The 15917-nt window shown below is 65.4% G+C and carries 13 protein-coding genes; 6 read left to right on the top strand and 7 right to left on the bottom strand.

Features of this window, described 5'->3' with window-relative positions; translation table 11 throughout:
- The first annotated feature begins 11 nt into the window (after window positions 1-11).
- Both DEQ67_RS09170 and DEQ67_RS09165 read left to right on the top strand, forming a co-directional pair.
- The gene (locus DEQ67_RS09170) at window positions 12-1562 is read left to right on the top strand and encodes a bacterio-opsin activator domain-containing protein (RefSeq protein WP_115861706.1); all 1551 of its coding nucleotides are present in this window, start codon (window positions 12-14) and stop codon (window positions 1560-1562) included.
- 100 nt (window positions 1563-1662) lie between these two features.
- A complete protein-coding gene (locus DEQ67_RS09165) occupies window positions 1663-2124 on the top strand; it encodes a hypothetical protein (protein WP_008605297.1) in 462 nt (153 codons plus the stop codon).
- Window positions 2125-2205: 81 nt separating this feature from the next.
- Here the strand turns inward: DEQ67_RS09165 and DEQ67_RS09160 are convergent, their stop codons facing one another.
- Window positions 2206-2784, bottom strand: a complete 579-nt coding sequence (locus tag DEQ67_RS09160) for a response regulator transcription factor (protein WP_004044656.1) — start codon at window positions 2782-2784, stop codon at window positions 2206-2208.
- A gap of 153 nt (window positions 2785-2937) precedes the next feature.
- On the opposite strand from DEQ67_RS09160, the gene DEQ67_RS09155 reads away from it, so the two are divergent.
- Together DEQ67_RS09155 and DEQ67_RS09150 are read left to right on the top strand one after the other, a co-directional pair.
- A complete protein-coding gene (locus DEQ67_RS09155) occupies window positions 2938-3291 on the top strand; it encodes a winged helix-turn-helix domain-containing protein (RefSeq protein ID WP_004044657.1) in 354 nt (117 codons plus the stop codon).
- Window positions 3292-3613: 322 nt separating this feature from the next.
- Entirely contained in the window at window positions 3614-5266 is a 1653-nt protein-coding gene (locus DEQ67_RS09150; protein WP_115802776.1) for an ATP-binding protein, read from the top strand.
- Window positions 5267-5270: 4 nt separating this feature from the next.
- On the opposite strand, the gene DEQ67_RS09145 is transcribed toward DEQ67_RS09150, so the two are convergent.
- Window positions 5271-5729 (bottom strand): RDD family protein, encoded by a 459-nt coding sequence (locus tag DEQ67_RS09145; RefSeq protein WP_004061287.1) that lies wholly within the window; start codon window positions 5727-5729, stop codon window positions 5271-5273.
- Window positions 5730-6093: 364 nt separating this feature from the next.
- On the opposite strand from DEQ67_RS09145, the gene DEQ67_RS09140 reads away from it, so the two are divergent.
- Together DEQ67_RS09140 and DEQ67_RS09135 are read left to right on the top strand one after the other, a co-directional pair.
- The gene (locus DEQ67_RS09140; RefSeq protein WP_115802774.1) at window positions 6094-7470 is read left to right on the top strand and encodes an MgtC/SapB family protein; all 1377 of its coding nucleotides are present in this window, start codon (window positions 6094-6096) and stop codon (window positions 7468-7470) included.
- A gap of 254 nt (window positions 7471-7724) precedes the next feature.
- The gene (locus tag DEQ67_RS09135) at window positions 7725-8156 is read left to right on the top strand and encodes a disulfide bond formation protein B (protein ID WP_004061283.1); all 432 of its coding nucleotides are present in this window, start codon (window positions 7725-7727) and stop codon (window positions 8154-8156) included.
- Here the strand turns inward: DEQ67_RS09135 and DEQ67_RS09130 are convergent.
- From DEQ67_RS09130 to DEQ67_RS09110, 5 genes are all read right to left on the bottom strand, one after another.
- A complete protein-coding gene (locus tag DEQ67_RS09130) occupies window positions 8153-9664 on the bottom strand; it encodes a DASH family cryptochrome (RefSeq protein ID WP_115861872.1) in 1512 nt (503 codons plus the stop codon). The genes DEQ67_RS09135 and DEQ67_RS09130 overlap by 4 nt on opposite strands.
- A 104-nt stretch (window positions 9665-9768) precedes the next feature.
- The gene (locus DEQ67_RS09125; protein ID WP_008605649.1) at window positions 9769-10317 is read right to left on the bottom strand and encodes a DUF7344 domain-containing protein; all 549 of its coding nucleotides are present in this window, start codon (window positions 10315-10317) and stop codon (window positions 9769-9771) included.
- Window positions 10318-10325: 8 nt separating this feature from the next.
- Window positions 10326-12335, bottom strand: coding sequence for a SpoVR family protein (locus DEQ67_RS09120; protein WP_115802772.1), 2010 nt, complete (start codon window positions 12333-12335; stop codon window positions 10326-10328).
- A complete protein-coding gene (locus DEQ67_RS09115; RefSeq protein ID WP_004044665.1) occupies window positions 12332-13651 on the bottom strand; it encodes a YeaH/YhbH family protein in 1320 nt (439 codons plus the stop codon). The genes DEQ67_RS09120 and DEQ67_RS09115 overlap by 4 nt, the downstream gene beginning before the upstream one ends.
- Window positions 13642-15915, bottom strand: coding sequence for a PrkA family serine protein kinase (locus tag DEQ67_RS09110; protein ID WP_049896334.1), 2274 nt, complete (start codon window positions 15913-15915; stop codon window positions 13642-13644). The genes DEQ67_RS09115 and DEQ67_RS09110 overlap by 10 nt, the downstream gene beginning before the upstream one ends.
- Window positions 15916-15917: the final 2 nt, after the last annotated feature.

Genomic DNA, 15917 nt, shown 5'->3' with positions numbered 1-15917 from the left:
AGTCACTAACTATGGATGACCGACTCCGGCACGCACCCGTCGGCGTCCTCGCCGTCTCGGCGGATGGGACCGTGAACGATATCAACGAGGTCGCGCGGTCGCGCATCGGTGCCGCGGGAGACGTAGTCGGTGCCCCACTCGCCGAGGTGTTCCCCCGGTCCGTCGAGGATTCGCTGCTGCTCGCATTCGAGGGGAGTTCCATTACGGAAACGTCCTTTGAGGAGTACTATCCCGAGTTGGAACGCTGGCTCGGCGTCTCCGTCGCGTCTACTGACGACGGGGTCGCCATCTACGTCGAAGATGTGACGGAGCGGAGACGCCACGAGCAGTCGGTCGAGAAACTGCGGATCGAGCACAAGCGGACGGCCGTCATCGAAACCGTGCTTTCGGAAATCCTCACAGAACTCGTCGGAGCAACGTCTCGCGCGGAAATCGCCGAGACCATCTGCCGCAGCCTCGGAGAGACGGATATTTACGAGTTCGCCTGGGTCGGTGAGCGCGAAATCGGGAGCGACAGTCTCGTCCTTCACGCCGCCGCTGGCGACACCGGCGAGACCGTTGCAGCCGTCCGCGACGCGCTCGACGACGAGACGACCACGACGCTGGAAGAGCGTGCGGTAGAGACCGGGCGTCTGCAAGCGGCGCAACCGCTCGTCGATGACTCTCAAGTCCCGGAGTCGGTCGGAACCGCCGGATTTGCGGACGGCGTCCAATCAGCGCTCGCGGTTCCGCTCGTGTACGGCTCGAACGTACACGGTGTGGTCGGCATCTACGCCAGCGGAACCGAGGCGTTCTCGGACCGAGCGTACACCAGTTTCGAGACGTTAGGTGATGTCGCCGGCTTCGCGGTCACCGCCGCTCGGAACCGGAATCTACTGCTCTCAGATAGCGTCGCGGAGCTCACCTTCGAAGTTGGTGACGGGTCGGTCGTATCTCGATTGAGTAAGGCTCTGGATTCGACGTTGCGACTGGAGGGAGTCGTACCGCACGGAGATGACGCACTACTTTGTTTCGTCTCGGTCGAGGGCTCGACTATGCAGGCGGTCGAGGGGGCTGCCGCTGACATCGCCGGTATCGACGATTTGAGAGCCATTCGCGAGTCTGAGTCGGGGGGGTCCGTGGAACTCACCGTCAGGGGGTCCACTCCGTTGCTCGCCATCTCGTCTCTCGGTGGGACTGTTCGCCGTGCGAACTTCGACAGTGGTACCGGCCGAATCGTCGTAGAGCTGCCACCAGACGGCGACGTGCGGCGTATCGCAGACGCGGTCAGCCGCGACTACAACATGGAGTTCGTCGCCAAAGAGGAACGAGAGCGCTCCGTGACCACCGCTCGTGAATTCAGAGACGCGTTGCACGACGCCTTGACGGAGCGACAACGAACCGCACTTCAGACCGCGTACTTCGCGGACTACTTCGAATCACCCCGTGGAAGCACAGCCGAAGAAGTCGCTGCCTCCCTCGATATCACCGGCTCGACGCTCCTCTACCACCTCCGAGCGGGACAACGGAAGCTCCTCGACGCGTATCTCAACGAGAGTTCGCGGTCCTCCGAGACGCGTTGAACGCCTCTGCTGTCATCCGTCTGAGCCGTGCGATATTGGTCCGTTCGTGCTTCAGCGATGGAAACACAGCCCGGAAAGATACAGTCGCAAGCGCACGTGGATGGGTATGGTCCGAGCAGCACTAAGCGTCGTCGCCGGCTTCACAGTCGTTACTCTCCTGTTTTGGTCCCCGCTTCTGGCCATTACACGGCTCCGTGAACTGTTCCGGTGGCCGACCAACCGGCTCGTCGTGAACTATCCGCTAATCGGGAGCGTGCTACTCGCGGCGCAGTCTCTCTCGTATCTCGTCGTGATGTTACTCACCGCGGGAACGGGGACGGTAACGGGGGGTGATGCCGTCGGCATCGTTGGTGGTGTTCTCGCTGTCAATCTCCTCTTCCCGAGTACCCTCGCGCTCGTCGTTCTCCGGGTCCTGCCAGAACGTTGCCATCGGACGCCCACCGGGGATGGGCAGAGTCCCCGACTGGCCCTCGGAATTGGCGTTGTCTGGTACGGAATCGTTACGTCTGTTGGGTTCGTCCTCATCGGACTCGTGGTTACGTTTGCGAACCTGCCGATGTGACGTCGTCTCTGTGGCGTCTGTTCAGTCTCTGGGGTCAGCACGCGGGTCCGTAGAGAGGGGCTCCGCGGGAACAGACGAGTGTCAGACGCCTTCGCGCTCGATTTCGTCGAACTGGTCGAGAATGCTGTCGTCCGGCAACAGCCGCCGCGTTCGTCGTTCGAGCCGTCGCGCCCGCGCTGCGGTCTCATCGTATCCCTCGTGTTCACGGCGTCGCTCCGGGCTCAGTTCCGCTTCGAGTACCGCGCGCTTGGCCTCGACGCGAAAGAATTCTCCGAGCGTCTCGTAGGCGAGAATCCGTTGCTGCTGGTCGATTACGGCGCGCACGTCCTCCCGGTCGACGGGCTTGCACAGGTAGTCGTCGAACGGCATATCCAGGACTTCCACTCCGGGGTCGACCGCGGTCACCATGACGACACGGCCAGAGAAGTCGCGTTCGTCGAGTTCGGTCAACACGTCGTCACCGGACAGTCCCGGCATATGACGATCTAAGAGGACGATGTCGACCGGTGAATCGCGGATAACCGAGAGCGCCTCCTCACCGCCGTATGCGGTTTCGACCTCGCAGTAGCCTCGCAAGCGCAACGCGTACGCGTCCGCTACTTCCCGCTCGTCGTCCACGATGAGCGCGCGAACGTCCGCCGCACCATCAGTTCCGGGCATCTGTCTCGCTATCTACCGTGGGCGTCGTGACTGAGCCCCCATAACTGATGGCCTTCTCTTCGCAGGCTCGTCTGGACTCCTAGAGTCGGCCGCGTGGAGCGGTCTGCACTCCTAGCACATCCCTCCAGTAGGTCACGGGCCATCCCCAATCGTATGACCGCCCACCCCGAAGCATCCAGGTCAAAGCAGCCGCTCGAACGCACCGAGACCGACGACCTCACGACGGCGGAGCTCTTCGACCTCTTCGGTGACAAGTACACCCGCCGCGTCTACGAAGCCGTCGCCGAGCAACCCCGGTGTGGCAGGGATGTCGCCGAAGCCGCCGACGTCTCACGGCCGACGGCGTACCGCCGCCTCAACGCCCTTCGCGACGCAGGGCTCGTGCGAACCGAGATGTCCATCTGTGAGGACGGACACCATCGAGAGCGGTTCGAGGCCGTCCCCACCTCGCTTTCGGTCTCCCTCGACGAGAACGGCATCGATGCGATGGTTAGTGTCTCGGGGTAGCTGAGAAGCCGATTTGCACCTGTTTCAGACGGAGAAACGCAGAAAAACCTCTTATCATCAACGGGCGACACGGCCTACCTGCCCGTCATCCCCCGGACGGGTGACTGGATGGCCTCCACCTCTCTCCCTCCCTGCTCGTCCCGCAACGCGTATCGGCCTCGCTTCGAAGACAGACTGCGAGTTCACTTCCGAACCGCATCTTGGAATCCGTCCGATTCGACCGCGCGTGAACCCGCAACGAGACTGCTCACCGGGCAGTTCGAGACGCGTCATCACCGAGTTCATAATACTGTACGATAGATTGACACGAGACTCCCAATCAATGGCGTTCCAATCGACACTAGGTGCGCTCGCTCTCAACGCCGCGGCGGTCGTTCTCCTTGGCCGGACCACATGGACGGCGTTCCAGTCTCGGGAGCAACCCAGTGCGGAACCGTTCATCTCGCTCCTCGCTGCGCTGACGCTGTGGGCCGTATTCGCCTTCGGGTCCGACCTCCCGGGCGCATCGTCCGTCGCTGTGCTTTCGACGCTGTTGTCGTTTGGCCAAATCGGGGCCGCACTGGTCATCCCGGGTATCTGGGTCGTGTACGCGCTCAGCTACACCGGTCGTGGAACCGGTCTGACGTGGAAGCGAGTCGCGCTGCTCGCCGGAATCGCACTCCCGGTTCTCTTGAGCGGGCTTACCATCGTGGTCGGGCCGTCGGAGACGGCCGTCGAATACATGATCGCCTCGCTAATCGGCACGGAAGTCCTGTACCTGTTCGCACTGTACCTGTACGCGACGTACCTCTTGGTTGACCTCGGTGGCAACCACGCCAGGGTGTCGAACACACACGTCGCAATCCTCACCGGCGGCGTTTCAGCGCCCTACCTGCCCAGCCTCGCGGGGAACAGTGCCACGCTCCCCGGCAGTACGACGGTTGGCCTGCTCGTGGCCGGCGTCCTCCTCGCGGTTGCCGTGCGACGGTATCCCGTCATGACCGGCTTCCCGAAAGCCGATTACGTCGCACGGACGCGTGTGGTAGAAACCTTACAGGAGGCGATTTTCGTCCTCGATTGGGACGACCACGTTCTCGACGTGAACGAGACGACCGCGGCGTTGTTCGACAGGTCGGCAGCGACGATAATCGGAGCGCCGATTCGTTCGGTCGTCGACGGGCTCGAACGGGCGGACCTCTCCGTGGGTGCCAGCGGAACGGTCGCACTCCAGACCTCGAAGGGCCGCCGACAGTTCCAATACAGCGTCTCCGCGGTCACCGAATCCGCGACGGATGAGGAGGACAACCCGGTCGCCAGAACGGCCCTCTTCCGAGACGTGACAGACCGGCGAACCCGTGAACAGCGGCTCACAGTCCTCAACCGAATCCTCCGTCACAACGTGCGAAACGACTTGGATGTCGTCCTCGCCTACGCCGACCACGTCGATGACGAAGAGATACGAACCGGTATCCGAGACAGTACGACGGACCTGCTCGAACTGAGTGAGAAAGTCAGAGAGGCCGAGGAACTCATGTCAGCAAGTACCGAACCACCGGAATCGGTCGCTCTTACGGGCGTTGCGAAATCGGTGGCCGACCAGTTCCGAACCGGTGACAATCCGGCCGAAATAACGCTTGACTCCCCCGACGATGTCTCGGTCACCGCTCACCGAACGGTACTTCAGCAGGTGCTCACTGAGCTAGTCGAAAACGCAATCATTCACTCGGACAAGGACTCGCCGGCCGTCGAACTCCGGGTTCGAGAGCGTTCGGACGCATCGGCTGAACTCGTCGTGGCGGACGACGGGCCGGGACTTCCCGAACGGGAACAGGAGATTCTCGCTGCTGGGACCGAGACGCAACTCAAACACGGTCAGGGAATCGGGCTCTGGTTCGTCAACTGGGCCGTCACCCAGATGGGGGGCGAGCTTCGGTTCCAGCCGAACACTCCGGACGGAAGTATCGTTACGATTCGCCTCTACGACGGGGTCACGTAGCGTGTCACGCACTGACGACCGTGGTCCCCGCCAGCCTGTCACCGAGGCGCTGCTGCCGGTCCGACACCGCAATCCCGACGACGCCGACGAGGTACAAACCGGGGAACCAATCGACGAGCCGTAACACGTTCCGTATCGAGGCGGTGCCGAGCGTAAGGCCGGCCCCACCGGTACTCGTCACGCGGATGTTCACGAGCGCCTTCCCGATCGTCTTCCCGAACTGCCACTCCATGACGGTGTGATAGCCGAGCGCCAAAACGAGCCACAGTCCCAGCGCCATCGACGCAGAGCCCCCTTCTAAATCCGTGTTCAGCCCTCGTGCGCTTGTCTCGACCTGTCCGGTGAACACTCCTGCGACCAAAATCGAAACGAATAGCAGCGCAATCCACACGAACGAATCGATTCCAATCGCGACGCCTCGGATTCCGATACCACAGTGCTCCTCAGGGTTTGAATCGGCCATGCCTACACGGTGCTTCGCTTGGAAAGCGTAAACAACCGAGAGCAGTGTTTCTCCGTCGGAAATGCCGCCGGGAGACGACCACGTTCCAGACGCGTTCGACTGATGCCCGGACTGGCTCGCGTCAACGACGGTGCTCTCCGGCGCGGGAGGTGCGCCCACGTCGGTGGAATCGCCCACTGAGCGCTGCTGTCGAACCCGACCACCGAGAGCTGTCCGTGTCCCTCGGCCCCGTGACTGCGTGGGGCAAGCGGAGTTGGGCGAGTGAACGACCGCCATCTCCACATCCAATTAGCTTACACGTTTTTAACGATAGCAATTAAAATACACACGATAGCATGGAACACGGGGATACAGGGGTTCGGTGATGGTCGAAGAGTTAACCTCGCAGGTCGACCCCGTCATCGTCCGCCTGTTCGTCGCGGCGGCGTTAGGGATGTTCCTCGGCTTGGAGCGCGAGCGGTCGAAAAAGAGCGCCGGCGTTCGAACGTTCACCCTGACGAGCCTCCTCGGCGGCATCGCCGTCGCAGTCGGGAGCGACATCCTTCTGGCGGTCGGGGGCCTGTTGGTGGTCGTCCAGGCGGTGTTGCTCGGGAGTCGCGGGCTGTTCGACCGCGGGCCGAACGGGCGGGGCGACGGAGCCGACTCGCAGGACGACGCCGAAACCGAAGGCGGCGACGAGTCCGATGCCCGCCGCGACGACGACAGCACCGCTGACAGCGCCGCTCGATTAGACGACCTCGGCGTGAGCCTCTCGCTCACCACGTCCACGTCGCTTCTGGTCGCCTACGCGGTCGGCGCGGCGGTCGTAAGCGGCTTCGTCATCGAGGGGGTCGTCGTCGCGCTCACCTCGTCGCTCCTGTTGGTTCTGCGGCGAGAACTCCACGGATTCGCGCGGCGACTGACGACCGACGAGGTCCGAAGCGCCGTCGAGTTCGCCATCATCGCGTTCGTCGTCTACCCGTTGCTCCCCGAAGGGCAGGTCGGTCCGTGGGACGCCGTCAGCCCCCGAACCGTCTGGCTGCTCGTCGTCGCGGTGAGCGCAATCGGCTTCGTCAACTACGTCATCATCCGCCGGTACGGCGAGCGCGGCATCGCCATCACGGGGTTTTTCGGCGGGTTGGTGAACTCCACGGCCGTCATCGGTGAGATAGCCGGGCGGACCAGTCGAAACCCGTCGATTCGGCCGCTCGCGGCCGCCGCGATTCTGATGGCCGACGCGGCGATGGCGCTGCGGAACCTCTCGCTTGTCGCCGTGTTCGTCCCGGAACTCGCGGTCGAGGTGGGGGTTCCACTCGGTCTCGTCGCGCTCGCCGGAGTGGGCTACGCGCTGCACTCCCGCGAGTGGAACGTCGACCTCGACGTGGCGTTCGAGTCGCCGTTCAGCCTCGAAAGCGCCCTCCGATTCGGCGTCTTCTTCCTCCTCGTGTTGCTCGCCTCCGCGGCGGCACAGGAGTACTTCGGCGCGACCGGGTTCGTCGTGACGAGCTTCCTCGGCGGACTCGTGTCGAGCGGCTCGGTCGTTACGACCGCCGTCACGCTCTACGACGGCGGCACTATCGGCGGGACGACCGCGGTCGTCGGCGTCCTCGCCGGCACCGCCGCGAGCATCGCGGTCAAGGTCGCGCTCGCGGCGAGCGTCGACCGGGAGCTTCTCGGGCCGGTGGCCCGGCGAAGCGCGCTCCTCGTGGTCGCCGGCGTCGTCGGCGTCGTCATCGTCACTACCGTCGGCTTTCAGCCGTGAGCGGGACTGGCGGCCCCAACGCGAGCAGCCAGCGACCGCCGCGGGCGTGCGACCGGAGCGACGACGGCTCGCCGGGCGAGCCGATGGCTTGAGGTACGCCGAGGGCTATCGTCGCGCCACGACCAACGAGCGATGATACGCAACTCGACTCGACGAGACCGTGGCGAACCGCCCGAGGAGCGACAGCAGTCGGCTCCGAAGCCGAACGGACCGAGCGGAGCGAGGCGCGCGCCTCGTCGCGGGAGCGCCTGACCGTGTCGGACGCGACGCGCGCCACGCTCGCCGCGGGAACGCTCGTCGCGCTCGCCGCGACGAGCGGGAGCCTCTACTTCAGCCTCGGCCTCGGACTGACGCCCTGCGACCTCTGTTGGTACCAGCGCATCCTGATGTACCCGCTCGTCGTGGTGCTCGGGGTCGCCGCGGTCGAGGACCGACCCGACGTCTGGAAGACGGTGCTCCCCCTCTCGCTCGGCGGCCTCGCGCTTTCGGGCTACCATTCGTACCTGCAAGTCGCGCCCGGAGCGACCTGTACCGTCGGCGGCCCGTGTACGTCCATCCAGTATTCGATGCTCGGCGGCCTCCTGACGATTCCCCGACTCGCGTTCATCGGGTTCGCGCTCGTGACGGTTCTCGCGGTCGCCGTGGCCCGTGTCGGCGGCGAGACCGACGACGCGTGGGGCATCTAATCGGAGAAATCGACCATCGGTTCGGGGTAGTCCACGCCCAACTCGACGCCGTAGGACGCCTGTTCGGCCCCGCTGAGTTGCCACGGTTCGTGAGCGTATTCGGCGGGTAACGCGTCGAGTTGGGGGAGCCACGTCTTCACGTACTCGGCGTCCTCGTCGTAGCGCGTCGCCTGCCAGCGCACGTCGAACGAGCGGTCCCGCGAGTCGTTGCCGACGCCCGCGATGTAGGCCCAGTTGCCGTAGTTCGACGCGGGGTCGTAGTCGACGAGTCGCGTCTCGAAGTAGGCCGCGCCGCGTCGCCAGTCCAGTCGGAGGTCGTTCGCGAGGAACGACGCGGCGTTCTGTCGCCCGCGGTTCGACATGTAACCCGTCGCGTTCAGTTCTCGCATGTTCGCGTCGACGAAGGGGATACCAGTTTTCCCCGCCGCCCAGCGCTCGAACTTTGCGTCGTCGCGTCGCCAGTCGATATCGGTCCGTTCGCGGATGCCCTCGCGGCGGAAGCAGTCGCTCCCGTGTTTGGCGAACTGGAACTGGAAGAAGTCGCGCCAGCGGAGTTCGAATACGAGCCAGTACGTCGAGTCGTTTTCGACTCGGCGGGCCTCGTAGCGGTCCACCTCGGCCTTGACGTACCGCGGCGAGAGACAGCCCTCGTTCAGCCACGGCGAGAACTTCGAGGAGTAGTCGGCTCCGAGCAGCCCGTTCCGCGTCTCCTTGTACTCGCGGAGGTGGTCGCCCGCCCAGATGTACGACTCAACGCGGTCGAGCGCGGCCGTCTCGCCGCCGTCGAAGGGGAGGACGCCGCGGTCGTCGGGAGCGCGGTCGGCGTTCGCGTCCGCGGTTCCGACGAGGTCGGAGACCGCGGGGAGGTCGCCCGCGTCGGGCGCGTCGTCGGGAAGCGGCGGGACGGTCGGTTCGGGAAGCGGGTCGCGGCCGCCGGGGTCGCCGTCGCTCGCGTGCTCGTCGCCGGCTGCTGCATCGCCCGTCCCGGCGTCTTCGGCGGCCGATTCGACCGCCTTCCGAAACGTCGTGTACGTGTCCGGGAGGTCGGAAAGCGCCATCGGGAGGTCGTCGAGGTGGGTGAGCGTGTGCCCCCAGAAGCGCCGGAGTTCGACGCCGCCGTCTCGAAGTTCCGTTTCGACCGCCGATTCGACGCGCGACTCCTCGGGTGTCGGGCGCGTGTGGACCGTCACGAAGTCGGCGTCGACGGTGGCGGCCACCTCGGGGAGGACGGACTCGGGGCGACCCTCGCGGACGACGAGGTCGCTTCCGCGGTCGCGGAGCGACGCCCGCAGGTCGGCCAGCGATTCGAGGCGGAAGCGGGCGCGGTGCGCGCCGGTCTTCTCGAAGTCGAAGGAGTCGGGGCCGCCGAACGGTCGGTCGCCGTACTCGCGCGGGTCCACGCAGTAGACGGGAACCACGCGGTCGGCGTCGCAGGCGGCCGCGAACGCCGCGTTGTCGTGCAGACGGAGGTCGCGGCGGAACCACGCGAGCGAAGTTGACTCGGACATCATCGGCGGCGCTTAGGATGGGGGTGACTTGAGTCGAACGGCGGATTCGGGGCTGATGGAATCGGGGCGGGTGGAATAGGACGGACCGCGACCGTGTCTCCGAGCTACGTTCGGCTTCGCGTCCGCAATCCGAGCTCCGCGCCGGCGACGACGGCGACGGCGGTGAGCGCGAGGCCGGCGACGAGCCGCGGGTCCACGCGGTCGATGACGGGGACGCCCATCCAGCCGGCGACGAGGAGCGCGAGTCCAGCCAGACAGGTCGCGAGCGACAGGAGCGCGAAGGGAGCTTGCGTCGGCTCCGCGTCGTCCAGGAAGTAGTCGAGTTCCGCCGCGCTCGACCCCAGCGAGACGGTCTTCGCCCGCGAGTCGTACGCGACGATGCGGAGCGAGTCGAGTTTAGGGAGGTGGGTCTGGTGCAGCGAGATGTAGACGCTCTGGCGAACGTTCTTCGGGGGCGGCGACTCGCCGGACTCTATCTCGGCGATGTGCTCCGCGAGGTCACCGACCGACTCCGGCCCGTCACCGTCGCGCAGCCGTTCGAGCGCGAGCCGTCGCCGCTCGTTTCTGAGCACGTCGTGGATGTCGGCCTCGTCGAGCGAGTCGTCCGCCTGCTCTTCGTCTCCGGGCGGAGTCGACGAGTCAGCGTCGTCCATCGCTCCGCTCAGAGCCAGTCATCGGGCTTCGTGTCGTAGTCGACCTCGCCGGCGGCGATGCGGGCTTCCAGTTCGGGGTCGAGGTCGTGTTCCTCGAACGACTCGCCGTCGTACCGAATCCGGATGGCTCGCTCTTCGGGCGTCGGCTCGCGCCCCCGTCGCCGGGCGACTTCGACCTCGTGTTCGTCGAACTCCTTCGTGATGGTCATCAGATTCACCGGCCGGCCCCAGAGGTGGTAGACGCGCTCTAAGACGCCCTTGGCCTGCTTCATGTCGAGGATGACGCCGTTGTACTGGTGGCCCAAGAGGAGTTCCCCGCGGTTGTCGAAGTTCCCGTCGTACACCGCGATGGTCGGCTTCCCGAAGTTGGTGAACTGGAACAGGAGCTTCTTTTTCACGTCGCGGTACTCCGACGACGAGACGCGGAACTGCTGGGACGACTGGGAGTACTCGTAGGCGAAGTAGTGGTTCGCGCGGACGAACTCCTCGGAGAGGAATGCGTCGAGGAACGTCACGTCGTTGTGGCTCTCGCGAATCTCGCGCATCCGGTCCCAGCCGGCGGTCTTGTCCACGTCGGCGAGGGCGTCTTCGACGCTGTCGTACACCTCGTCGTCGAACATATACCGCGAGAGCTGTTCGAGTTCGGAGCGCCGAATCCGGCTGAGGAACCCGCGGTTCTGCGACTTGACGAGCGAGTAGTGTCGCTCCGCGAGCCCCTCGTAGGTGAGGAGCTTCCACGGGTACGCATCGAGGTCGAGCGAGTCGTCGCCCGACAGCGCCCTGTCGAGCGTCTCGTGGTCGACTCTCGGGTCGTCGGGGCCGAGTTCGGACAGTTCGTCGAGCGAGTCGGCGCTGACGCCGTCGATAGCTGGGTCCGCCCGGAGGTGTTCCTGCACCTCGTCGAAGTCGACCGTCTCGTGGAAGTTGCGCCACGTGACGCCCGTCACGCGCAGGAGTTTGTCTGCGACCTCCGCGCGGTTCGTCGAGTTCTCGATGTACTCCCACAGCTCCTTGCCGAGCTTGTAGGGGTTGAGTCCGGGCGAGCCGAGGACGCGCGACTGGTGGTCGGCGTAGGTGATGAACTCGTCCGTGCCCGCGAAGCGCTCGTCGCCCATCATGAGCGACTCCCAGTAGGCCGCCCAGCCCTCGTTCATCACCTTCGTCATCTTCTGGGCGGCGAAGTAGTACGCCTCCTCGCGGAGCATGTCGAGGACGTCCTTCTGCCACGGCTCCATCTCCTCGGCCTTGCCCGTCTCCTCGTCGTACCGCATGCCGTGTTCGCGGACGTACGCGAGCACGTCCTTCCGGGGGTCGGTGAGCTTCGCGGCCTCGCGTTCGGCCTCCTCGACCTGTTCGAGCCACGCGTCGTCGAACACCTCGCGGCGCACGTCGTCGGAGATGTCGAGGCTGTCCAACTGGGCGCGGATGTCCTCGGGGATGCGGCCGTCCTCGTCGGCGGCGGCCTCGCGGATGGTCCGGTGCTGGTCGATGGTGTCTTCCAGACAGAGCACGGCGTCGATGAACTTCTCCACGTCGTCCCGGCTGATGTCGGGGTTCTGGACGTACCGCTCGATGGTCTGGGCGTGGCGTTCGAGCATCGCGGCCGCGGCGAACTGCCCCTCGTCGGAGAACAGCCCGAACCACTGGTTGTTCTTGAAGAAGTCCGAGTGCGCCTCGACGTGGGTGATGACGGCCTTCTGGTCGGCCAGCGAGTTCGACTCCTGGAGGAAGGCGTTCGCGGGGTCGTCGTTGTTGACGATTTCGAACGCCTTGCCCATGCCGAACTGGTCGGTCTTCCGCTGGCGGTCGTAGGTCATCCCCCACCGCCAGTGCGGATACCGCTCTTGGAAGCCGCCGTAGGCGATGAGCTGGTTCATCTCGTCGTAGTTGACCACCCAGTAGTTCACCGGGTAGGGGTCGAGTCCGAGCTTCTTGGCGAGCGCGCCGGCCTCCCGGACGGGCTCGTCGAGTCTGGCGGCCTCGCGCTGTGCGTCTCTGCGGTGTCGTCTGAAACTCATTCTGCTGTCGCCTCCGTGCTGAGGATGGTGTAGATGGCGTCGATGACGTCGTCGGGCTCCGAGACGTACGCGACCACGACGTTACCCTGCTCTCCGAGGCTCCGTTCGACCTCTTCTGCGTGGGTTGCGTTGATTGCGGTCCCGCCGGGCTGGGTCTCCACGTAGGCGTGGAGGTTCGCGTCTATCTCCTGCATGAGCGGGACGACCCGCTCTTTCGTGTCGTTCGAGGAGTTCTCGGAGTCGCCCGCGGCGAAGACGTAGCGGTTCCACTCGCGCCACGGGTAGCGCTCGTCTAAGACCTCCTTGGCCAGCTCGTAGGCCGACGAGATTCGCGTCCCGCCGCCCGAGCGGATGCCGAAGAACTCGTCGCGTTCGACCTCCCACGCCTCGGCGTCGTGGGCGATGTAGACGAACTCGGCGTGGTCGTACTTGCCCGTGAGATACCAGTCCAGCGGCGTGAACGTGCGCTCGACGAGTTCGCGCTTCGTCTCCCGCATCGACCCCGACACGTCGCGGATGTTGACGACCACGACGTTCGACTGCTTCTTCTCGATGACTTCGGGGTGGCGGTAGCGCTCGTCCTCGCGGCGGAACGGAATCTCGCGGAGCCCTTCCCGGCGGATGCGCTGGATGGCCGTCGTCCGCTCGACGTTCTCCTCCATCTCCGCGAAGGAGGCCCACGCCCCGCGTTCGTCGTCCGGGATGCGGCTCCACTCGTCTTCTATCCACGCCATCGAGACGAGGATGTTGTTCTCGCGGCACCATTCGAACACCTCGCGGGCGGTGGTGCCCTCGACCTTCATCGCCTCGCGGACGAACTCCTCGTCGAAGTCCATCGCCAGCTTGCGCTTCAGGCCCTCCTTGAACAGGCGCTCGAAGTCGAGGGTGCTGTGGGGGCCGCTCCGGGTGATGTCGGTGAAGTCGCCTTCGACCTCCTCTACGACCTCCTTGCCCTTCGGTTCGAGTTCGAGGCCGAGTTCCTCGTCTAACGCCTCCGCGAACTGCTCGGGGTCCATCTCGTAGTACTCGTGTTCGGCCCCCTCCTCGCCGGGGTCGCCGTCTTCGCCCTCGCCGTCGCCGGGCTCGGGCTGGCCGAGCGGCTGGCCCACGTCGGGCGTGCCGCCTTTGCCCTGTCCGACGCCGCCCATGTCGAGGCGGTCGTACTTGAACTCCGGCAGGTCCACGACCTTGATTGGTATCTTGATGTCTTTCGACCCGGACGCGCCGAGGTCGCCGTAGGAGATGAACTCCTTGAGGTCTTCGCGGCGCTCTTCGCCCACTTCGCGGAATCGTTCGAGGTCGTCTCTCAGTCCCATGTGTGGCTCACCTCCTTCATCACGGCACGGCTGGTCAGTTCGGCCGACGCGGCGGTGTAGCCGCGGTCGACCAGTTCGTCGATGGTGCGGGCTTTCACCCGCGCCGTCTCGGTGTTCGCCGGCGGGTCGTCCCACTGGCGGGGGTCGAGGTCGGCAAACAGCCGGCGCACGTCCTCCCAGTCGTGGGTTTCGAGCACCGTCCGGATGACCGGAATCTCGGTGAGGTCCACGTCGGAGACGGTAAAGCCCTCGTCGCGGTTCTCCCACGCGTAGCGGTTGAGCGCGGTGATGACCTTCTCGTTTCGGAACTCCTCGACCGACTCGGAGGGCTCGTTGCCCTCGTAGTCGTCCGGCGAGAAGCGCCCGAGGTGCTCGGTCTCGAACAGTTTCATCAGAAGCGGGTCGGGGTCGACCGGCCCGCGTTCGGTCTCTATCTGTCCGTCGGACGCCCACGCGTAGACGTGTTCGACGTACTCCTCGACCGTCTCGCGCTCGACCCCTTTGTCCGCGAGGAGCGCGTCGAGCACGTCGGCCTCCTGCTGGTCGAAGATGTACGATTTGACGGCCGCGATGCGGCCCTCGTACTCCGAGGACTCCGCCCGCGAGAACACGGGCGCGTCCGAGAGTTCTGCGACCATCTCGTCGAGCACGTCGGTCGGCATCACCACCGACGACACGTCGAGGTCGGGGTGTCTGCGGTCGATGCGGTCGTGGAGCAAGTCAGCGATGACATCGCGGGTGAACGTCACGGGAATCCCGTGGGTTCCCTCGGCGTCGCCGACGAACTCGAACGCGGACACCTCGCGGCGCTGGTCACCGACTTGCAGGTAGCCGCGGTCGAACAACAGCGCCTTGTCCACGAGGTCGAATTCGAGGTCCGGGTCGCGCGGCACGTCGTCGTCGTCGAGGCGGGTTACGACGCTGTATAGCGCGGCGGCCTCGACGGTGTGGGGCGCGAGTTCGCGGGTGCGGACCTCGCCCGGTCCCTCGCGGACGTCCAATGCGACGGCCTCGGCGACGCGGTCGGCCATCGCCTCGGGGTCGTCGGTCCAGACGCTCGTCTCGTTGGTCAGTTCGCGGCGGATGAGTTCGGCCTCCAGCGAGAGGTTCGTCAGGTAGCGGAACTCGTGTTTGTTGAGCCGGCGCTTGAGCGCCTTCAGCGGGTCGCGGCCGTTCCTGTCGGCGTACTTGTCGAGTTCGGCGTCGAGGTCCGGGTTCGAGATGATGACGAGCTGGGTGTCGATGTCCATCCCGATACCCTTGTCCAGTTTGACGTGCCCCTCGTCGGGGACGTTCAGGAGCTTCTGGAGCAGGTCGGCGTGCTGGGTGGCGTCCTCGACGATGGTGAGGAGGCCGTTGCCCTGCGAGAGCACGCCGTCGTAGCTGAACGCCTGCGGGTTCTTCCGCCCGCGGGAGTTCAGCTCGCGGAGCATGCTCGGCATCCACGACCCCACCAGTCGCTCCTTGGGCGAGCCGTCGTCCTCCGAGTGGAGGACGCCGACGCCGCGGCCGACGTCGACGACGTAGTTCTTCACCCGGAGGTGTTTCGGGTCGGTGACGGCGCTGAAGAGGTCGGTTTTCCCCGCCCGGCGGAACTCCTCTTCGAGGTAGGTGTACGCCTCCAGACAGAACGGGTCGAGGTCCTCGTCCACGTCGACGGGGATGTGGTCGCCGTTCCTGCTGTTGAGGTCGGACAGCAGTCGCTTGCGCACGTCGGCGGGGAACACCGAAAGCGGGTGCGACTGGACCGGGCTCTCGTACCAGTCCTCGTCGGCGGCGTCGACCTCGCCGCCGTAGGACAGCCCGCGGGTGTCGTCGGCGTTGGCGACGTTCCACTCGACGGTGTAGCGCCGCCCCGCGTCGGTCTTCGAGTACTCCCGGAGGCCGTTGATGAGACAGCGTTTCAACTCGGATTTACCCGTGGCCGTCGGGCCGTCGAACCAGACGATTTTCTCGGCCTTGCCGCGGTCGGCGGCGATGGTCCGCAGGTCGTCGACGAAGGCGTTCAGCACCTCCGTGTTGCCGAGGACCGCGTGCTCGCCGTCGTTGGCGGGGTCGTCGAAAAAGCGGTAGCGCTGTTTCTCCTCGCCCTGTTCGACCACCTGTCTGGTCCCCATCGACTCGATGGCTTCCAGGAGGTACTTCGACGCGTGGGAGGCGATAGACGGCGACTCGAACGCGGCGTCGACGTACTCGCCGAGGCTCATCGGCTCCTCGTAGGTGCCGCGGAGCGCCTCGTCCGCCTCGCGGATGTAGTCTCGCATGG

Origin of the sequence: Haloferax sp. Atlit-48N, from assembly GCF_003383015.2 — an archaeon.
GTDB classification, from domain to species: Archaea; Halobacteriota; Halobacteria; order Halobacteriales; family Haloferacaceae; genus Haloferax; species Haloferax volcanii.
This window is presented reverse-complemented; position numbering and strand designations above follow the sequence as displayed.